The following is a 20,689-nucleotide window of genomic DNA, read 5'->3' on the forward strand; positions in this document are numbered from 1 at the left end:
ACCGTTTTTGCGAATTAAGACTATCCGAACATGACTTCCGCCGATCTTTCCATCATCACGCTCGTCATGAACGCTTCCATCGTTGTGAAGTGCGTCATGGGAATTCTTCTGATCGCCTCGCTTTCGAGCTGGGCCACGATCTTTTCCAAAATGCTCGTGCTCTCCCGAAGCCGCCGTCAAACCGACGACTTCGAAAAGCGTTTCTGGTCGGGCCTTGATCTTGCCAAGCTCTACGAGACGGCAAGCACGCGCCCGGAGCGCATCGGCGCTCAGGAACGCATGTTCGTGGCCGGCATGAACGAATTTCTGAAGATGCCCGATCGCCCCGCCGATGATGTTTTGTCGGGCGTACGCCGCAGTATGAACGCCACTTTTCAGCGTGAAATGGATGCACTCGAGCGCGGACTTCCGATGCTCGCTTCGATCGGCTCCGTTTCTCCCTATATCGGTCTGTTCGGCACCGTCTGGGGCATCATGGATGCTTTCACCGGTCTGTCAAGCCTTGAAAACGTGTCTCTGGCCGTCGTTGCTCCCGGCATTGCCGAAGCACTCGTTGCCACCGCCGTAGGCCTTTTTGCCGCCATTCCGGCAACGGCTGCCTACAACCTCTTTGCCAACCGCATTGAGCGCCTGAGCAACCGCTTTGACAGCTTCAGCGAAGAGTTCCTGAACATCCTCGCGCACCAGCGCTAAGAAGCACTCTTTGACAAGGAGAGTCGCTATGGCTTTGCGTAACCAATCCAGCCGAGGAAAGCGTCGCCTGATGAGCGACATGAACGTCGTTCCCTACATTGACGTCATGCTGGTGCTCGTTGTGATTCTGATGGTGGCCGCGCCCTTCGTGAATCCGTCCGTGGTCAATCTGCCGTCCGTGAAGAAGGCCGGCAAGGCCCCCACGGAAAACATCCAAGTGGTCGTGCACGCCGACAGCCGTCTGTCGATCAAGACCAAGTCCGGTCTGCACCCGGTCGACATGCCGCAGCTTGTCAACAACGTCAAGACCGCGCAGGCCGGTCTTAACACCCCGGTGGTGATCGCCGCTGACCGCGATGTGCGCTACGAACAGGTCATTGACGTCATGAAAGCTCTTCAGGGAGCCAATGTCGAGCGCGTCGGCCTGGCCCTTCAGATTGAGGGTGGCCGTCAATGAGCGAGAGCGAGAACCGAGGCCCGGTTCGTCCCGGCAACCAGAAGCCCTTTGACCTCCCGGCCGGCCTGGTAGCGGCCGTCGGGGTGCATGCGCTTTTGTTTGTGGGGCTATTTACCGTTTTTCAGTGGCGAACCGAACCCGAGTCGTTCTACGCCGAACTCTGGGCACCTGAAGACGCCTCCGGCGAAAGCGTTGCGGGCAAAGCACCCGAAACGCCCGACAAACCGTTGCCGAAAGACACCGAAGCCGCTCCTCAACCCGATCCTCAGGAGGAGGAAGCTAAACGTCTGGAAGAGGAACGTCTGGCTCAAGAAAAACTCGAGCAGGAGAAGCTGGAGCAACAGCGCCTGGAGCAGGAACGCCTCGAACAAGAGCGACTGGCTGAACAAAAGCGGCTTGAAGAGGAGCGTCTGGAACAACAGCGCCTCGAACAGGAGCGTCTGGAACAGGAGCGAATAGCCGAGCAAAAACGGCTTGAAGAGGAGCGAGCCGCGGAAGAAGCTCGCCGCGCCGAGGAGATTCGTCTGGCGGAAGAACGCCGCTTAGCAGAAGAAAAGCGTTTGGCAGAAGAGCGACAAAGACTCGAGGAAGAACGCAAACGCCTTGAGGAAGAAAAGCGGCTGGCAGAAGAACAGAAGCGCTTGGAAGAAGAACGACGCCTGGAAGAGGAACGCAAGGCTGAGGAAGCCCGGAAAGCCGAAGAGGCTCGAAAGGCTGAAGAAGCACGCAAAGCCGAAGAAGCCCGAAAGGCGAAGGAAGCGCGTCTGGCCGAGGAAAAGCGCCTCGAAGAAGAGAAAAAACGCAAGGAAGCCGAACGTAAAGAACGCATTCGCCGTGAGCGTGCCGAACAGAAGCGCATTGCCGATGAAATGCGGCGTGCGGAGCTGGCCCGCATCACGGGTGCGCCGCAAGTGCAGTCCGGTCAAGTGGGCAAAACCACCGGTACACCCGGAACGCGCGTGCGTAACGTTACCGGTACGGCTTCGGCAGAGTACGCGGCAAGCGTCATTGCCTGCATTCGCCCGCACATCTTCTATGCAGTGCCTCCAGGCATTGAGCGCGGCCAACATCAGGCCGTCTATCGCGTCAATCTGCTGCCCAATGGCGAACAAGCCGGCAACCCGGTGCAGCTCAAGAGCTCGGGACTGCCGGCATACGACCACGCGGTTGAAACGGCAATCCGTCGCTGCAAGCCGTTCCCGCGTCCGAAGGATCAAACGGCTACCGTACCGCGTTCCATGCAGATCACCTTCGATCCCGTGGACGACAACGCCAACAATTGACGCCAAAAGCTTTCGATGCCTCACCGCTTCGAAAGCTTTTTTCTTGTCCGCGGCCTAAACTCGGCTGTATCTCAACAAGCGCATCTCGGAGAAGTCGTATGCAGCTTACCGTCGTCGTGGAAAATCAAACGAGTTCGCAAAGCCTGCTTGCCGAATGGGGCTACAGCGCGTGGCTGCAAACCGAAGACGCCGTTGTTTTGCTAGATACGGGCGGCATTCAGCACACGCTGCAACACAATTTGACAGCACTGGGACTGGAAGCCAAGTGCATCACCGACCTGGTGCTCTCGCACGGTCATTTTGACCACACTTCCGGCGTCATGGACGTGCTGCGAATGGCACCTGACGTTCGTGTGTGGGCCGCTCCCGGCATAGGACGCGAACGACTCGGCGACGCAGACGCCAAACGGGCTTCAGGCGGCGGTTCAATGCTCACAGGTCTTGCCTTTTCGCCGATTGATCCGTTCGTTGAAATCGTGCCCGGCGTCATTGCGTTTACCGTCCCCGCCTCAGCACGCGACCCCCGATGGGTGTGCACTCATCATATGTTTGAACGCACCGATGCCGGTGAAATCGTTCCCGATACGTTTGCCGATGATGTTTCGCTCTTGGTGCAAACAGAAAACGGCGCCTCCGTGCTTTTGGGCTGCGCGCATGCCGGTCTTCCCAACATCCTGCGCTACGCAAGCCGCACCTTCGACATCGATCACTTCCACACTGTGCTCGGCGGCACGCATCTGAGCGGCGTCGCGCCGGCCGACTATCCCCTGTGGATGCAGGAACTGACACAGTACAAAGTCGAACATTGGCGTCCGTGCCACTGCACGGGCTTTAAGGCCGCCGCGCAGCTCGCATGTTGCTTTGACGACGTCGACTGGGCCTCCGCCGGAACTCGTCACCGTCTTTAGCGGTCCAGCTTTTCGAGCGAAATTGGCGCTTCGCGGGCGGCACTCAGATGGCGGGCTCGCAACTGCCCGCATCCCCCTTCTATATCCTGCGCCGCGCTGTCACGAAGCGTTGCCACGATGCCCTTGCGCCGCAAGAAAGTGATGAGATCTTCAATGTGATCCTGCGAGGGACGCTTGAAGTCGCTTCCTTCCGTCGGATTGACGGCAATGAAATTGACCATCGCATAGCGTCCGGCCACAAGTTCGGCCAGTCGCTCGACCTCTTGGAAAGTGTCATTGATGCCGGCCAGCAGCGTCCACTCGATCTGCGCCGGATACTTGGTCTGTTCGGCGTAGTCCAACGTACGCTGCAGCAGGTATTCGGGTGTCAGTGCAGGAGCGTTTTTCAAAAGCTTTTGCCGTTTCTCGAAATCGGTCGTGTGAAGCGACAAAGCCAAAGCGGGCTTTACCGACCAAGTGGGCAGCGCATCGAAAAGACGCTCGTCGCCTACGGTGGACACCACAATCTGCTTGTGCGCCAGCCCCGCTACGTCGCCAATGAACTCCACAGCTTCCTCAACTGCAGCCAAGTTGTGGGAAGGCTCGCCCATTCCCATCAGGACCACTTTTTTAATGTCAGGCTTTATGCGAGTGGCCGCCACGTACTGAGCTGCGATTTCTGCGCTTGAAAGCTGACGTTCAAGCCCGCCCTTGCCGGTCATACAGAAAGCGCACCCCACGGCACAGCCCACCTGCGTGGAGATGCAAAGCGCCTGTCGCGGCAAAAGAACCGCTTCCACGCACGCGCCGTCGGGCAACATCACCAGAAGCTTGCTGCTTTCAGCCTGCCGGCTCTCCTTAACGTTAAACCGAGCCAACGACTCGAGTTGACTTTGGATCTCCGGCAACTTTTCCTGCAGCGCCTTCGGATAGCTGGCATGTCCCTGCGACTGCCAGGATGCCAAGCCGAGCCATGCACGCCACAGGCGCCGGATATGCGTGGGTTTGGCGCCAAGTTCAGCGAAATCTCGTTCAAATTCACTTAAATGCAATGATCTGGGCATGACAAGCGTCAGAAGAAAAACAAAAAACTCAAATAAAAGTTGCTACAAAATAGGAATAGCAACTGCCCAGCGGCACGAAATCCTACCAAAATCTCCATTTCGATCTCTTCGCTTTCCGAACGATTTGTTGCATTTTCGATTGAGATCTCAGCCTGAGCCAAGTTTTTCCTGTCAAAATGCCGGAACTTTTCTTTGCGCCCTTTGTTCTGGCGACGCTTTTTCCCCAATCAACCGTAACGCAAAACATTCTTTAGAAATGGAACGCATGTTTGAACGTACTTTCTACGCCGCCCGATGGTTTCTAGCCCCCGTCTTTTTGGGACTATCGCTGGCGCTTATTGCTCTGGCAATCAAATTTTTTCAGGAAATCTTTCATGTCCTGCCGCACGTTCTGTCCCTCAGCGAAGGCGATTTGATCCTCTCTCTGCTGTCCTTGATTGACATGGGACTGGTGGGCGGCCTAATCGTCATGGTGATGTACTCGTCCTACGAAAACTTCGTCTCGCGCATGGACCTTGACGACGGCAAAGACGAAAAGTTGGGCTGGCTCGGAAAGATGGACGCGGGCTCTCTCAAAAACAAGGTGGCGGCAAGCATCGTTGCCATTTCTTCGATCCACCTGCTGCGCATCTTCATGGACATTCAGTCGATCGCCAACGATAAGCTCCTTTGGTATGTCGTCCTGCACCTGACATTCGTGCTTTCGGCCTTCGTGATGTGCTGCATCGACATCATCACGAAAAAGTCTCACTGATTTTTCAGCGCAGACCGAGTTCCTGAAGCTTGCGCGTGAGCGTGTTTCTGCCCACGCCAAGCTTCTGAGCCGCTTCAATCTTCTTGCCGTGCGTAAACGCCAGTGCTGTCTTGTAAACCGTCGTTTCAAACACGCGGTTGAGCTCTTCCATCGTTTTCGGCGTTCCGCGGTTTAGTAGCTCTCTCACCACCTCAGCCAACTGATCCGTCCAGCCTCCTGCACCCGTCGCCATGACATCGGAGGCCGTCTCGCCCGATGTCTGTCCGTTTCCCGTCTTGAATTCAAACGGCAGATCATCCGGCCGAATCCACTGCGAAGGCGCCATCACGGTGAGCCAATTGCAAAGATTTTCCAACTGACGGACATTGCCAGGGAACGGAAACCGTCGAATCACTTGCAACGCTTCGGGAGTCAGACGCTTGCGCTCGGTCTTCAGATTGGATGCCGCGGCACTCAAAAAGTGATCGGCGAGTGCCTCAATGTCTTCGGTTCGCTCGCGCAACGGCGGCAGCTGCAAATGAATCACGTTGAGGCGATGGTAGAGGTCTTCTCTGAAAAGTCCCTGTCGCACGCGTTCTTCCAAATTTTGATTCGTTGCGGCAATCACGCGCACGTCGGCTTTGATTGACTGCGTGCCTCCCACTCGATAGAAATAACCGTCGCTTAAAACGCGCAAAAGACGCGTCTGCAGATCGGCGGGCATGTCGCCGATTTCGTCCAGGAAAAGAGTGCCGCCCTTGGCTTGTTCGAAACGACCGTATTGCAGCTGATTTGCGCCCGTAAACGCCCCGCGCTCGTGGCCGAAAAGTTCGCTTTCAAGTAACTCTCGGGGAATGGCCGCCGTGTTGATCGCCACAAAAGGCGCTCGACTGCGCAGACTGTGCTGATGCAGGGCTCGTGCCACCACTTCCTTGCCGGTACCCGATTCTCCGGTCAGAAGCACCGTAACGTGGCTGTGCGACAAACGACCGATCGCACGAAACACCTCCTGCATGGCTCGCGACTGACCGATGATTTCCGTGCGACGTACTTCACCCTTTTCGTCAAGTTCGCTTGCGTCCGTGCTTTCGGCCACGGCGCTTTCTTCACGTGCACGGCGCAGCAGATCAATCGCACTGTTGATGTCAAAAGGCTTGGCGAGATACTCGTAGGCACCGCCCTGAAAGGCACTCACTGCGCTGTCCAAATCGCTGAAGGCCGTCATGATGATGACGGGCAGTCCGGGATACTTGTTCTTGACGAACGCCAAAAGATCGAGCCCGCTCATGTCGTGCATGCGAATATCACTCAGCAGCACCGACGGCGTGTCACGCTCAAAGGCCTTAACCACATCGGCAGCCGATTCGAACAGGCGAAACGGCATCTGAGCACGCGTGAGCGCCTTTTCCAGCACCCAGCGAATCGAACGATCATCGTCAACAACCCAAATCTGTCGCATCTTTCTTCTTTTTGTCCAGTTAATTGATCGGTTCGCCCAACGGGAAAAGCAGACTGAAGTCCGTGCAGCCGGGCCGACTGTCGACTTCAATCGCTCCGCCGTGCCGCTCCACATATGTCTGCACTATGGAAAGCCCCAAGCCCGTGCCGCCGTCGTGTCCCGTGACCAGCGGATAGAAAATCTTTTCGCGAATACGCTTATCAATGCCCGGGCCGTTGTCGATCACATGCACATTGACGGCAAGCCGATATCGCTTGCGCTGAATCGTGCATTGGCGAGCAATACGCGTCTTGATAGTGAGTTCCGCACGGCCTTCGGCTATCAAGGACTTTCCGGCCTCGGCCGCATTGCGCATGAGATTGAGAAAAACTTGAATGAGCTGCTCGCGATCACCCAGAATGGGAGGCACAGAGACGTCGTAATCGCGAAGCACGGAAAGTCCCGAACCGAATTCAGCGCTCACCAGATTACGCACGCGTTCGAGCACTTCGTGCAGATTGACTTCAGCCAGATGAGACTCTCGGCGATAGGGTTGCAACAGTCGATCAACCAGCCCCTGCAGTCTATCGGCTTCGGAAATAATGACTTCGGTATATTCGCGTTGCTCACGATTGTCGAGCTCGGCTTCCAGAAGCTGCGCGGCGCCTCGAATGCCGCCGAGCGGATTTTTCACTTCGTGGGCCAGATTGCGCAGGAGCGAACGCGTAGCCTCCCCCATGCCAGCTTCCTGTTCCTGGCGAACACAGTCCATGGCCTTTTGTACGGGCACAATTTCAAGCAGTACGCTGCTTTCGCTCTCGGCAATGCTCGAGAGCATGATTTGTACAGGTTCGGGTTCAGCCAAAGGCCGGCGTAGCTCGGTAACGGCTGTATAGGGAACAAGCTTTTTGTCTTTGTCGGAAAAGCGTTCGGCCCATTCGCGCACATGGGTGATCAAAAGCCCGATGTCCGTGCCTTTGAGATTTCGTCTCGAGCAACCGATCAGCATTTCGGCAGCCGTATTGCACCACAACACGCGTGCGTAACGATCGAGCACCACGACACCCGTGGATAACAAATCCGCCGCAGCTTGAAGCCGGGCGTAAAAACTGCTGCTGCCTCGGCTCATATTTGGCGACTCCTGCTGATGCTCGTCTCTTCAAAAGGAAAAGAAACCGTCGCACGGACATCCCGATATGAATTTGCCTCGGGATGCCGTACAGACAAACCTCACCGATGCCGACCAAAGCTCCTGCTCTCCGTCGGCATCCGGTGTTTACGGCATCAGCTCGCGAAATACAACTCGTATTCGAGCGGATGCACGGCGCAACGATAGCGATCGACTTCCTGGGCCTTGAGATTCAGGTAGGCGTCGATCAAATCGTCGCTGAAGACGCCGCCGCGGGTCAGGAACTCACGATCCTTGTCAAGGTATTCGAGAGCCTGGTTCAGTTCGGAGCAGACCGTCGGGATCTTGGCATTTTCTTCCGGCGGCAGGTCGTACAGATTCTTGTCGGCGGGTTCGCCCGGATGAATCTTGTTCTGGATGCCGTCGAGACCGGCCATCAGCATCGCCGAGAAAGCGAGATAAGGATTGGCCGTCGGATCGGGGAAGCGGACTTCGACACGGCGAGCCTTGGGACTGGCCACGTGCGGAATGCGCAGAGAAGCCGAACGGTTGCGAGCCGAATAGGCAAGCTTCACGGGTGCTTCGTAGCCCGGCACCAAACGCTTGTAGGAGTTGGTAGTCGGGTTGGTGAAGGCGTTCAAAGCGCGAGCGTGCTTGATGATGCCGCCGATGTAGTACAGAGCCAATTCGGAAAGACCGGCGTAGCCGTTGCCTGCAAAGAGGTTCTGATCCTCCTTCCAGATGGACTGGTGCACGTGCATGCCGGAACCATTGTCACCGAACATGGGCTTGGGCATGAAGGTGGCGGTCTTACCGTAGGCAGCTGCCACGTTCCAGATCGTGTACTTCATGATCTGCAGCCAGTCGGCGCGCTGCACGAGCGTGGAAAAGCGTGTACCGATTTCGCACTGACCGGCGGCGCCCACTTCGTGATGATGAACTTCGCAGGGAACGCCCTGCTGTTCGAGCAACGTCACCATTTCGGCGCGGATGTCGGCGAGCGTGTCAACCGGCGGAACAGGGAAATAGCCGCCCTTGAACGGAGCGCGATGGCCGAGGTTGCCGCCTTCGTACTCGATCTTGCTGGCCCAAGGACCTTCTTCGGAGAAAATCTTGAAGAAGGTGTTCTGGGGTTCGTTGGCGAACGTCACGCCGTCAAAAATGAAGAATTCGGGTTCGGGACCGAAGAAAGCTTTGTCACCGATGCCCGTGCTCTTGAGGTAGTTTTCGGCACGGCGGGCAAGAGAGCGGGGATCGCGCGCATAGCCCTTGCCGGTATCAGGCTCAAGAACGTCGCAAGTCAAAATGAGAGTGTTCTGTTCACGGAACGGATCCATGCGAGCCGTTTCGGGATCGGGCATCAGAATCATGTCGCTCGCTTCAATGCCTTTCCACCCGGCCATAGACGAGCCGTCAAAGGCTTGCCCGTCTTCGAAAGTGTCTTCGGTAAGTTGATGGGCAGGCACGGACATGTGCTGTTCTTTGCCGCGGGTGTCGGTCAAACGATAGTCAACGAACTTGACATCGTTATCTTTAACCATCTGCAGGACGTCTGCGGGCGAGGTCATGATTGGTTTCTCCTAGATTCGGAAAAGGTTTGTCTGTTGATGTTGGCGGTCCCTTTCGCCGCCCAACCACACAAAAGCAAAATTTATGCCAGTTTTCACACTCCAGTAAAACGGCCCCTGAGAACGTAATTCACGGCATATTCGCACCAAATTGTACGGCCTTGCGCCCTCATTTGGTGCATTAATGCTCGGTCGTGTTACAAAACGGTGCACCGAGACATACACACTTCGCGCATTTTTTCCTGCCTTTTCATGGCCTTTTTCCGTGGAAACGAATACAATGGCACTCCCTTTATGGGGGTGTTCCGGTTTCGACGGGGTGTAGGACGCCGTACGGTGCATGCCGAGGTCTAGTCTCCTCGATAAACAACTAGAAAAAAATAAACGCCAACAACGAGCGTTTCGCTCTCGCCGCTTAATGCCGCGAGCGATGCACTGAGTGGTCACAGGCTCAGGTCGGGTAAAACCGGCAGCATCGTCATTTCACTGTGACTGGAAGCGCACGGAGCCGTGACGTGCACTTCGAGATCCAAGCGGCTGGCCGTCTGGAGGCCCGTTTAACGGCAGGACAGACGGTGAGAACTCAAAATTGTTGAACTAAGCATGTAGATCCGACGGAAAAATCGCTTCGGACGCGGGTTCAATTCCCGCCACCTCCACCAAATTCAAATCCCGGACGCAAAAAACGTCTGGGATTTTTTTCATTGTTTGATTTGATATCAAACTAAATTCGAATTTTAGTGCTCCGCCTTCTCCAGTTGTGCACTGATTTTCCGCATAAGATCTTCCAAAGTCTCTATCTCATCAACCGACAGAGCGCCCCGGACAGCTTGATCCATGCGTTTGGAAATGGCCTCAAATTTCTGCCGGCAAGCGTTCCCTTTATCTGTCAGATCAACCAGACAGGAACGGCCATCGAGCGTATTGGCGCAACGCAGGACATAACCGAGACTTTCTAGTTTCTTGACCAGTACGGTGACGGTTGCTTTCGTACGATGCGAGCGACGAGCCAAGTCCGTCATGCTGGTCGACCCCTGCCGGTAGAGCACATTGAGAATATCGCCGTGCGCCGAATCGATGTCGTCAAACCCTTCCTGTTTCATTGCCTCAGTCAGTCGAGCTTTCAGAGCTCGAGACAATCGCGCGGTCAACTGCCCGACGTTGGTTGGTTCAGATGATTCAAGTGGAATCTCGTGCACTTCAGGCTCATCACCTGCCTGAAGTCCCGTTAATTTAGTTAGATATCGAAGGATTGCCATAAAATCATCTCCTCGAGTACCGCATCTTCGTGTCGTCTTAGTTTACCGAAAGAGAAAAACGTGCATTCATGTTCCATCCATTCCTGAACCGCCATTTAGCACTTCAGGATTTTTGCGGGCACAATTCATCCTGTGTCGTCGTTTCTTAAGCCTCTGAGGTCGCAGCGTGTCGTATCGGTCAATGCGGGTTGTTGCCAAACAGGTTGTCGGCTCTCCGTACAACCCGCGACTTCATGCTGTCTTCATCAAGACGACGCTTTCGGTAATGGCCTTCGCATGTGCACTGTCGGCCTGGGCGTTTGATGTCAGAGTCGACGGTCTGCAAGGAGAGCCCAAGGACAATGTTGAAGCACTTCTGACACCGATTCGTGAAAAAGCCTCTCCTCCGCGCAAGCACACTTATCGTTCTCAGGTCGATAAGGCCATCCGCCGAGGACTTGAAGCGTTGGGCTATTACCAGTACGAAATCCGTTACCGCTGGGTCAAACCCGATTCCGCGCAGACTCAGGCACAAGCATCTTCCAATAAACCGTCGATAACTGCTGACAATACTCCGCAGCCTCAACCCAATGTCGATCCGACCTCCGACAAAGCGAGCAAAAATGCCGAGCGCAAAGAAAAGACGTTACTCATTGCCCGCGTCAAACTCGGCGAACCCGTTCGCATCACGAAAGCGACGCTGACCATTGAAGGTGAAAAGAACTCGCGCCGATCGCACTTTCGCCGTCTGCAACGTCAGCTTCCCAAACCCGGCACGCAACTCAACCACGGGGAATACACGGATTTCAAAGCTGCCGTAGAACGCACCGCCATGCGCTACGGCCACTTTGACGGAACCTTTATTCAAAGCGAACTTCAGGTCGATGCCGAAAAGAATGAAGGCCAATGGCTGTTGGTGTTCGATCCCAAAGAACGCTATACGTTCGGTCCGGTCGATTTTTCAGGAAGCCAAATCCGCGAACCGATCCTGCAAAATCTCGTCCCCTTCAAGGAGGGCGAACCTTATTTCTCCGATAACATCGCCGAACTCAACCGCAGGCTGTCGGCAAGCGGCTGGTTCAATTCGATCGTCGTCACGCCCGACATAGTTGCCGGCCGCAAGAGTGAGTCCAAACAGTTGCCGGTTCACACTCGCGTTTCGCCCAAAATCAAAAATTCTGTGGAAACGGGACTCGGGTACTCCACCGACGTCGGGCCTCGAGGGCGTCTCATCTGGAAAAAGCCATGGTTAAACGATTCGGGTCATAGTCTTGAGGCTGCAGGTGACATCTCCAAGCTTGAGCAAATGCTTGACCTCACCTACAAACTGCCGCTTGAGGAAAATGCACTGGAGCAGTTCTGGATGTTCGGCGGAGGATACAAGCACGAAGACTTGAACGACACCAAGGCGGACTCTCTGACTTTTGCCGCCACTCGGCGTTGGGATCTCTACGAAGGCTGGCAAAAGGGCATTGCGCTGAAGTTCCGACTCGACGACTTCACGCAGGGGTCGCTTGACAACAAGACAATGATGGTCTACCCCGAGTTTTCACTCTCGCGTACGCGAAGCCGCGGAGGCCTGATGCCCAAGTGGGGCGACTCGCAACGTTACACCATCGGCTATGCCAACCAAATGTGGGGTTCGGACATTGACGCGCTGATGCTTGAAGCGCAATACACATTGATTCGTACGTTCGCCCGCAAGCATCGCTTCGTGCTGCGCTCTCACCTCGGATGGATTGAAACGGGCGACTTCAACGACGTTCCGCCGGATCTGCGCTACTTTGCCGGCGGTGACAGAAGCATTCGCGGCTACGACTACGAATCAATTTCGCCCAAGGATGAGAGCGGCGATCTGACGGGTGCTTCAAAAATGATCACCGGCAGCATCGAGTACCAACTGCGCGTCAAGGGCAAATGGTGGGGAGCCGTCTTCTTCGACATCGGCCGAGCTGACACAAACGTTGAGTTTTCCAACCTGAAAAAAGGCGCAGGCATCGGCGTGCGCTGGGAATCGCCTCTCGGTCCGATCAAGCTTGACATTGCAAAACCGGTGGGCGACTCCGAGGAAAACGGTATCCAGTTCTACATCGGTTTGGGGCCTGAACTATGACGTGGGCCAAAAGACTTTTCATCGGTGCAACCTCTGTGCTGGTCGTGCTTGCAGCCGTCCCCGGATTTCTGCTCGGCACTGAAACGGGCCTTCAAATCATCAAAGGCGCGCTCGAAAAAGCCGTACCTGGCCTGAGAATCGAATCGCTGAGCGGCTCTGTCTTCTCGCTTAAAGCCGACAATTTGCAGTACGACGTCCCCGGCCTGGCATTTCACGGAAATCTTTCATGGGACTTGAGTGTCGCCAAGCTCCTGTCTCGGCGCGTGGCTCTCCATGACTTTGAGATTTCAGACGCCTCACTCCTCGTTCGAACGCAGGAAATGGCGTCGTCGGCTTCAACGCCTGTCCCGAAATCGCCTACTCAAAAGCTTGACGAAACTCAGACCTCGCGGTTTAAAACACCGGTTGCCGTGATTGTCGAGCGCGTGGCAATCAAAAACCTGCAGGCTGACATTGACGGTAATGTTGTTAACGTTGGGCTTTTTCAGACACAGGCTGTTTGGACGAAAGATCGCCTCGACATTGACTCCGTGCGTCTGGAAGATTCAAGCCTTGCATCGGCCCAAACACCACCCTCCGACGAACCGCTCGGTGCCATGCTCAAGCGCACCTTCTCGCAACCCGTTGTGCCGGAAATCCCCACCGTCGACCTGCCGCTGGATGTTAATCTCAAACACTTTGAGCTTTCTCGCTTTGCCATCAAAGGCAATCCCGATCAAATCATCGAATCGGCTACATTTGCGCTCACCGCTCAAAACGGCGTCGCGACACTGGAAAACATAGCCGTCCGAGCCATGAACGCGGAGCTCACGGGACGCATGACGATGGGACTCGATGCCCCTCATGAAGTCAATCTTGAACTTGACGTCTCATCTCTCGTGCCCCGCGAAGCAATCCCAACCGGCACTGTGCCGCCGGTTGCCGAACCGACAACGGAAGACATTGAAAACTTCTACGAGCGACTCAAAGAGGTACGTGCCGAACGACTCAAGGCTGCCCAGGAACGTCGTGCCAAACATCGGGCTCAGGGTCAGGCCAGAAAACAGGTCGACATTAAAACTTTGTCGCGAGAAGAGCGTCGCGAACTCCGACGAAAAGCAAATGCTCGGCTCAAGCGCCGCATAGAACAATGGCGTGACAGCGTGCGCGGCCTATTGCCCAAACGGGAACCGCAGCCTCCCGTGACCGTAACGGCAAAAATCTCAGCTCGAGGCGCTCTTGCCGACACTGTCACTCTCAGCGGCCGTGTCAATAACGTCCCAGGCGTCGAAGGCGCTTCGTTTGTGCTGAAAGCTTCGCCCACGACAGTCGGTCTGCCGATGTCTGCGGAAATCAAAGCCGATAAGGTTGAAATTTCCGGTTCGGAAATCAGCGGCGTTTCCGTCAATCTCTCGGGCAAGGCCGTTGATTATGCGCTGCAAGTCTCCGCCAAGGCGACCTATCCCGTTGACGATAATCACAGCTTTACGGCTGACGTTCTCATCCGCGGCAAAGGATCGGAAGTCGCCGCGCATCTGACGGACTTCTCCGTGCAGTCCAACGTCGGACGCATTCAGATAGACGGGCAGGCCAACTGGGAGAAAAACGCCCGTTTCGCCGCTTCACTGAATCTTTCGGGTATCGATACCAAAGCCGTGCTGCCGCAAACGCCTCTGAAAATCGACGGCAGCTTCATCGTCTGGGGTTCTCGTCAGAACGGACGCTGGAAAGCCAAATTGCAGGACCTGACGGTTCTTGGGGAATTGCGCGGGCAATCGTTGGCGCTCACAGGCGCTGTCGAATCACACGGCAACGGAATTGTGGAAGCCCCTGAACTCTACTTTGCCGTCGGCGACAACACCTTTGAATTCTCAGGAAAGGCTGACTTTGCCAAAGACATCCCGGAACTGGACTTCAAGACCAAAATTGATGCTCCCGATTTCGGTTTGGTCGATCCCAACCTGCTGGGATCGGTCAAAGGCACATTGGCCGTAACGGGAACCACGAGGCTGCCCGTCATCAACGCCGATCTGACGGCACGCAATATTGACTATCTCGGCACAACACTTAAGCGCGGCCATCTGACCGGGCGCATGCGTTCGCGCGACGTGGTTTCCGGTCGACTGACACTGCAGCTTACCGACTTCAAGACGCAAGGCGTCGACATACGCAAAGCAACGATTGAATTACGTGGAAACGAACTGCGGCACAACCTGACCGTACACACGGAAGGCACTCCAATTTCCGTTGACGCCAAAATCTCGGGCATTTACGAACGTATGCTCGGCAATTGGGCTGGCGCCCTTGCCGAGCTCAAAGTCAAAACCGCATACGGCCCCGTCACTCTTGAAAAACCAATGCGCCTGGCTTATGTGCCCGACCTCAACCGAGCCAATGTCAGCAAAGCATGCCTGGCTCATACCCATGCACGACTGTGCCTGGAAAACGATCTCAAACTTGATCTCACCAATCGAAGCGATCTGCGCATTCTGCTCAGCCTTCCGAAATTCGATCTTGCTTTCATCAAGCAATACTTCCCGGGACGATTTGTTGCGGACGGCATCATCCAGGCCAACGCAGACGTGACGCTGCCGGCGGGACTTTCTGAACTTCCTCGCGGCCGCGTTACCGTGCAGGCAAAAGACATCAGCACCAAATACCGCATGGATCTCAGCGACCTGAAGGTGGGGTTCAATTCCGTTCAACTCAGCTTTGCCAATGCCAAGGACAGCATTGAAGGCAACTGGAAGATCGACATCAAAGATAACGGCGACATTGAAGGTTCGCTTCGCATGAGCGATCTGTTCAACACCCGCACCGTCGACGGAACACTGAAGTTCGTCGCAGTAGACGCCACCCTCGTTAACTCCTTCCTCTCACCGGGTGAATCCGCCGAAGGACAATGGTTCGGCAATTTGCGCTTTGCCGGTACGTTGGAAGAGCCTCTGATTTACGGACGAACCGGACTTTTTAATGCCAAGCTTGACTCAACAAAACTTCCCTTCGAAATGTTGCCCAGCGACATCAAACTGATCTTCAACGGCAACTCTTCCACCCTCGAAGGGCACCTCAAAACACCTCAGGGAGAAGTCACACTTTCCGGAGCAGCCGATTGGCGCACTATCGGTGAAGGCAAAGCGATCGTGACAACCAAAGGAAGCAACTTGCGCGTGACCTTACCTCCTGACATTGAGTTTGACCTCACCACTGACGTAACCTGCGAGGCAAGCCGCGATCTGATTAAGCTTGACGGCTCCATTTCGGTTCCCTGGGCTAAAGTTTCAGTCAGCAAACTACCGGCTTCTGCTGTTGACGTTTCCGACGATGTTGTTCGTCTGGACCGTCCGCGTGCCAAGAAAAAGGCGGCCGGCAAGCCCATACCCATAGAAAGCCATCTTCGCATTCACATCGGGGATGATGTTCGTGTTGAAGCCATGGGCCTAAAGGCCAGACTCACCGGGAACCTCAATGTGATTCAAGACAATGGGACCCTTGGTTTAACCGGTCAAATCAGCGTTCCAAGCGGTAACTTCAAGGCTTACGGACAAGACTTGCTCGTTCGCCGAGGTGAATTCCATTTCGTGGGGGCTGTTGCCAATCCTCTTCTGGACCTGGAAGCCATTCGCAACCCGGATCGCACAGCCGATGATGTGATTGCTGGCATTCGTGTCACCGGCTCGGTTGATTCTCCGCAGGTAGCTGTCTTCACCGATCCGGCAAAATCCGAAACGGAAGCCTTGAGTTACCTCATTCGCGGCGAAGGTCTTGATCCGTCGGGCGACTCGGACAACACCATGATCACCTCCGCCCTCATTAACCTTGGCTTGAGTCAAGGCAGTCATGTGTTCGAATCGCTAGGCGACGCAGTCGGCATCAGCGGCCTCGGCTTTGAAACCGAGGGCGTCGGTGACAGCTCGCAGCTAGTGGTATCGGGTTATGTGTTGCCGGGTCTCAAAGTGAAATACGGCGTCGGGATTTTCGATTCCCTGGCGACGCTCACGCTTCGCTATCGCGTTATTCCGAGATTGTACGTGGAAGCAGTGAGCGGCGTAGATCAAGCGCTTGACCTGCTCTATTCGTTTGAGTTCTGACGAAGCTTCGGAACGCTTTTCTTGGTTCACGCTATAACGCGTAACAATAATACGCGTAATAATGTTACGCATTTTTAGGTGTCAGATGTCTGCTGCTTCCAAAAATACGTTCTTCGGTCGCGAACGCGAGCTCCTTCAACTGCAACGACTCCGCTCCACCGTGAAGGACAAATCCATCAGTCGTTTTGTCGTTGTCTCCGGCAGACGCCGCGTCGGTAAAACACGTCTCATCCTGGAGGCACTGCCGTCGTGCGACGATATGCCGTCGGTCTACGTCTACATCAACCCACACCTGGATGCCGGATCCAATCTCGAGGATTTTTCCGAAAGCCTGAGAGAATGTCTTGGGTGGTCCCGCCCGCGGCGGCTTCACGACTTCGAAGATGCACTGATGGAGGTATTCGAAGTCGCCAAACAGCGTCCGATCACTTTGGTGCTCGACGAATTCCAGAACTTCGGTCGCGTTGAGCCGAGTTTCTACGGCACTTTGCAAAAGCTCTGGGATTTGCACCACGAAAAAATGCAGTTGCTTCTCGTTGTCTGCGGCTCCGTTGCAAGCTCTATGCGTGAAATCTTCGAGAACGGTCAAGCACCGCTTTTTGCCCGCAACAATGCTGTTCTTCACGTCGAGCCGTTGCTGCCCGATCTCGTCAAAACCGTTTTCAAAAGCTATTGCCCGAACTTCAGCGGAGACGACCTTTTGGCGCTCTACGCCTTCACAGGTGGCGTAGCGCAATACATCCAAAACTTTTTGCCGATGGGCGCCTTTACGCTTGAGGATATGCTGCAGCTGGGCGTAGAAGAGAATTCTGTCTGGCTTTCCGAAGCGCAGCTAATGCTTGCCTCCGAGTTCAAAGGTTCCGCGCAAACCTACTACGAGATTCTCCGACGTATTGCCGCCGGTAAAAACAAACGCGCCGAACTCATCAGGTCTTTCTCAATTGACGTATCGGCGCATTTGTATCAGCTTCAGCACGAGTACGGTCTGATCGAGTCGCTGGACCTGGTCGGACAAAACGGCGCCAAGCGTCAACGCGTTGCATATGAACTCAACGACGAACTGTTGGATTTCTGGTTTACCTTTATCCTGCCCAATCAACGCATTCTGCAGAGCCACAATACGCAAGCCATCCGTCAGTTGATTCTGCGCGATTATCCGAATCGGTCCGGCCGTGTGCTCGAAAGACTATACCGTCGCCATTTCCGCAACCTCGGTCTATTCACCCAGGTCGGGCCATGGTGGGATCGCAATGGCACCAACGAGATTGACTGCGTAGCGGTCGACGACCTCAACCAAACCGTCTGTTTTGCCGAAATCAAACGCAATCCGGCCAAAATTCAGATCTCGTCATTGAAGGAAAAGGCAAAAGTTTTTCTGTCCTTCAATCCGGAGCTTGAAAACTATCAAACGCTTTTCCTGGGCTTGTCCACCGAAGAGCTCGGATCAGACAAAAAACTGCCTTTTGAAACATAAGAAACCCAAAGCCGCCGCTTCGGCTCTCTACTGAAACGACGGCTTTGACTTATTGAAGAATTCGATCAGGCCTGATGTTCGGCCACCAGATCGTCAACCTTCTTGGGAGGCTCTCTCAACTCCTGAATGCGCTTGGTGCGTTCGATGTTGTTGATGGCGTGAAGCAGAGCCAAAGCAGCCGATTCGATTACGTCGGTCGACAACCCCATGCCGTGGAATACGCGTCCGTCATAATCAACCGTGATGTTGACCTGACCGAGAGCGTCCATGCCGGCACCGTTGGCAGTAATTTCAAAGCTCGTGAGCTTGCAGCGCACGCCCGTCAAACGCGTGATGCAGTTATAGACCGCATCCACAGGACCGTTGCCGATGCTCGAGTCCGTACGGGTACGCTTGCCGACTTGCAGTCTCACCGTAGCCGTTGCCGTCATGTCGCCGCTGCCGCTCATCACGTTGAGGCGATCGAGGCGATAGGTATCGTCGTCATTTTCGCCCTGCTTGGTGAAGAACACCAAGGATTCAAGGTCATAGTCAAACACCTGTCCCTTCTTGTCGGCAAGCTTCAGGAAGCGGGCGTAGATGTCGTCGAGGTCGTAGTCTTTTTCCGTGTAGCCGAGATTCTGCAGGCAGGTACGGATCATATGGCGGCCGGAACGCGCCGTCATGCGCATATTGTTGCCCTTAAAGCCAACGCTCTCAGGCGTTAGGATTTCATAGGTCTGACGATTCTTGAGCACGCCGTCCTGATGAATGCCGGAGCTGTGCGCAAAAGCATTCGAACCGACGATGGCCTTGTGCGGCGGAACGGGTTCGTGGCAGATCTTGGCAACGAGCGAAGACGTTCTGGCGATGTTCTTCATCACGATGCCGGTTTTGAGCCCTTCAAAGTAACCGTTGCGAACGTTCAAGGCCGCAGCCACTTCTTCGAGCGACGTATTGCCGGCGCGCTCACCCAAGCCGTTCATGCAGCATTCGATCTGGCGCGCGCCCATCTGCACGGCCGTGAGCGAGTTGGCGGTGGCCATGCCCAAGTCATTGTGGCAATGCACGGAAAGCACCGCCTTGTCGATGTTGGGAACGCGGTTGAAGATGTTGGTGATGATGCCGCCGAATTCCGTCGGAAGCGTGTAGCCCACTGTATCGGGAATGTTGATGGTCGTTGCGCCCGCGTCAATGGCGGCTTCCACCATGCGGCAAAGTTCGTCGATCGGAGTGCGGCCTGCGTCTTCGCAAGAGAATTCCACATCATCGGTGTAGTTGCGCGCAAGCTTCACGGAAGCCTTGGCCATTTCAACGATGTCGTCAAAGGACTTGCGCAACTTATCGCGCACGTGAATCGTGCTCGTGGCAATGAAAGTATGAATGCGGAAGCGTTCCGCGACTCGGAGGGCTTCTCCGGCCGCCTCGATATCCTTTGCAACGCAACGCGACAGGCCGCAGGGGATCGTTTTTTTCAGCGTTGCTGCAATCTGAGAAACACTTTCAAAGTCGCCCTTGGAAGAAATCGGAAAGCCCGCTTCCAATACGTCTACGCCAAGCTCTTCGAGCGCCAGCGCGATCTGCAGCTTCTGACGCGCCGAAAGACTCTGCGGCAGCGCCTGTTCACCATCGCGAAGCGTGGTGTCAAAAATAATGATCCGATTATCGCTCGACATTTGCAAAACTCCGTGTATTGAAAATGATCTTCTCTTGCAAAAAGCAAGTTATTGAACGTTCCGATCACTCTACTCTCTTACTGTTTTGCAGTCAAGATTCCTTGCAAAAGATCCTCTTATTAATATCTTAAGCTTCTGATTTTTATGGAATTTTAATTTAAAAACTAGCGTTATTACAAAAGTTTCAATCATGCAAAAACATGAATTTTGCAAAGCTCCTTCGCTTCGAAATCAGGCAGAATGCAGAGCGGGAACCTCTTCGAAATCTTCTGTTTCGCTGTTCCATAAAGCAAGACGAGCGCGACCGAGGTCGTAGTAGACGGCATGCAGACACAGGCGACCGGCCTGCACCGGTTCGTGCACCCACTCGTACGAAAGAAGGTTTTCGATCGAAAGCAGTACGGAACCTTCCTCGCACAAGCGGCAGCGCATTCGCGCGTCAATTCCGGGATTCTCGTGATCAATACGCTGAACGGCAGGCAGCGCCAAGGATACCCAGCGCGAAATGAATTCTTCGGAGCGGATCTTGTCAGGATTGAGCAAACCGTGGATGCCGCCGCAGTTAGAGTGTCCCATCACGACGATGTCATGCACCTCAAGATGCTTGATGCCGTACTCGATGGCGGCGATCACCGCATCGTGTTTGCCGGCGGAATCCTTGTCCGGAACAATGGCGGCAATGCTACGGACGACAAACAAGTCACCAGGCTTACAGCCCAGAATTATGGCCGGGTCGGTGCGGGAGTCGCAACAGGCGATGACAAGCGTCTTAGGACTCTGCCCGTGCGCCAGCTGCTCGAAAAATTCCTTGTCCTTGAGCAGGTATTCGTTTCTAAAGCCATGAAATCCCGTGATGAGCTCGTGAAATCTCGACATACCGTCCGTCT

General features: G+C 55.0%; 15 protein-coding genes and 1 other RNA gene. 9 read left to right on the forward strand and 7 right to left on the reverse strand.

Annotation, left to right across the window (positions count from 1 at the left end):
- Positions 1–30 precede the first annotated feature (30 nt).
- From tolQ to DW133_RS02040, 4 genes are all read left to right on the forward strand, one after another.
- On the forward strand, positions 31–693 hold the full coding sequence (gene tolQ, locus DW133_RS02025; protein ID WP_118274759.1) for a protein TolQ: 663 nt from the start codon (positions 31–33) through the stop codon (positions 691–693).
- Between the two features lie 28 nt (positions 694–721).
- On the forward strand, positions 722–1,150 hold the full coding sequence (locus tag DW133_RS02030; protein ID WP_118274761.1) for a biopolymer transporter ExbD: 429 nt from the start codon (positions 722–724) through the stop codon (positions 1,148–1,150).
- The gene (gene tolA / locus DW133_RS02035) at positions 1,147–2,433 is read left to right on the forward strand and encodes a cell envelope integrity protein TolA (protein ID WP_118274762.1); all 1,287 of its coding nucleotides are present in this window, start codon (positions 1,147–1,149) and stop codon (positions 2,431–2,433) included. Before DW133_RS02030 ends, tolA begins: the two co-directional genes overlap by 4 nt.
- 98 nt (positions 2,434–2,531) lie before the next feature.
- The gene (locus DW133_RS02040; protein ID WP_118274764.1) at positions 2,532–3,341 is read left to right on the forward strand and encodes an MBL fold metallo-hydrolase; all 810 of its coding nucleotides are present in this window, start codon (positions 2,532–2,534) and stop codon (positions 3,339–3,341) included.
- Here the strand turns inward: DW133_RS02040 and DW133_RS02045 are convergent.
- Positions 3,338–4,384 carry a radical SAM protein gene (locus tag DW133_RS02045; protein ID WP_118274766.1) on the reverse strand — a complete coding sequence of 349 codons (1,047 nt, stop codon included), beginning with the start codon at positions 4,382–4,384 and terminating at the stop codon, positions 3,338–3,340. The two genes, DW133_RS02040 and DW133_RS02045, sit on opposite strands and share 4 nt — an antisense overlap.
- A 256-nt stretch (positions 4,385–4,640) precedes the next feature.
- Between DW133_RS02045 and DW133_RS02055 the strand changes: the two genes are divergently transcribed.
- Positions 4,641–5,138 (forward strand): TIGR00645 family protein, encoded by a 498-nt coding sequence (locus DW133_RS02055; protein ID WP_118274770.1) that lies wholly within the window; start codon positions 4,641–4,643, stop codon positions 5,136–5,138.
- A gap of 4 nt (positions 5,139–5,142) precedes the next feature.
- On the opposite strand, the gene ntrC is transcribed toward DW133_RS02055, so the two are convergent.
- The 3 genes from ntrC to glnA all read right to left on the reverse strand — a co-directional run bounded on the left by ntrC (position 5,143) and on the right by glnA (position 9,255).
- Complete coding sequence (ntrC, locus tag DW133_RS02060; RefSeq protein WP_118274772.1) at positions 5,143–6,576, reverse strand: nitrogen regulation protein NR(I); 1,434 nt, start codon at positions 6,574–6,576, stop codon at positions 5,143–5,145.
- A 19-nt stretch (positions 6,577–6,595) separates the two neighbouring features.
- Entirely contained in the window at positions 6,596–7,684 is a 1,089-nt protein-coding gene (gene glnL / locus DW133_RS02065) for a nitrogen regulation protein NR(II) (RefSeq protein WP_118274774.1), read from the reverse strand.
- A gap of 155 nt (positions 7,685–7,839) precedes the next feature.
- Positions 7,840–9,255, reverse strand: coding sequence for a type I glutamate--ammonia ligase (gene glnA / locus DW133_RS02070; RefSeq protein ID WP_199588782.1), 1,416 nt, complete (start codon positions 9,253–9,255; stop codon positions 7,840–7,842).
- A 293-nt stretch (positions 9,256–9,548) separates the two neighbouring features.
- Here glnA and ssrA point away from each other — a divergent pair.
- Positions 9,549–9,914: a transfer-messenger RNA gene (ssrA, locus tag DW133_RS02075) on the forward strand.
- A 75-nt stretch (positions 9,915–9,989) separates the two neighbouring features.
- On the opposite strand, the gene DW133_RS02080 is transcribed toward ssrA, so the two are convergent.
- Positions 9,990–10,511 carry a MarR family winged helix-turn-helix transcriptional regulator gene (locus DW133_RS02080; RefSeq protein WP_118274778.1) on the reverse strand — a complete coding sequence of 174 codons (522 nt, stop codon included), beginning with the start codon at positions 10,509–10,511 and terminating at the stop codon, positions 9,990–9,992.
- A 181-nt stretch (positions 10,512–10,692) separates the two neighbouring features.
- On the opposite strand from DW133_RS02080, the gene DW133_RS02085 reads away from it, so the two are divergent.
- The 3 genes from DW133_RS02085 (at position 10,693) to DW133_RS02095 (ending at position 18,147) form a co-directional block, all read left to right on the forward strand.
- Positions 10,693–12,603, forward strand: coding sequence for an autotransporter assembly complex family protein (locus tag DW133_RS02085; RefSeq protein ID WP_118274780.1), 1,911 nt, complete (start codon positions 10,693–10,695; stop codon positions 12,601–12,603).
- Positions 12,600–16,673: a translocation/assembly module TamB domain-containing protein gene (locus DW133_RS02090; protein ID WP_118274782.1), complete on the forward strand. Its 4,074-nt coding sequence runs from the start codon at positions 12,600–12,602 to the stop codon at positions 16,671–16,673. Before DW133_RS02085 ends, DW133_RS02090 begins: the two co-directional genes overlap by 4 nt.
- Before the next feature lie 85 nt (positions 16,674–16,758).
- Positions 16,759–18,147, forward strand: a complete 1,389-nt coding sequence (locus DW133_RS02095) for an ATP-binding protein (RefSeq protein ID WP_158571090.1) — start codon at positions 16,759–16,761, stop codon at positions 18,145–18,147.
- A gap of 65 nt (positions 18,148–18,212) precedes the next feature.
- On the opposite strand, the gene leuA is transcribed toward DW133_RS02095, so the two are convergent.
- A complete protein-coding gene (leuA, locus tag DW133_RS02100; protein ID WP_118274786.1) occupies positions 18,213–19,802 on the reverse strand; it encodes a 2-isopropylmalate synthase in 1,590 nt (529 codons plus the stop codon).
- Positions 19,803–20,033: 231 nt separating this feature from the next.
- Positions 20,034–20,678, reverse strand: coding sequence for a carbonic anhydrase (locus tag DW133_RS02105; protein ID WP_118274788.1), 645 nt, complete (start codon positions 20,676–20,678; stop codon positions 20,034–20,036).
- Positions 20,679–20,689 lie beyond the last annotated feature (11 nt).

This window comes from Sutterella sp. AM11-39 (assembly GCF_003472385.1).
GTDB classification, from domain to species: domain Bacteria; phylum Pseudomonadota; class Gammaproteobacteria; order Burkholderiales; family Burkholderiaceae_F; genus Duodenibacillus; species Duodenibacillus intestinigallinarum.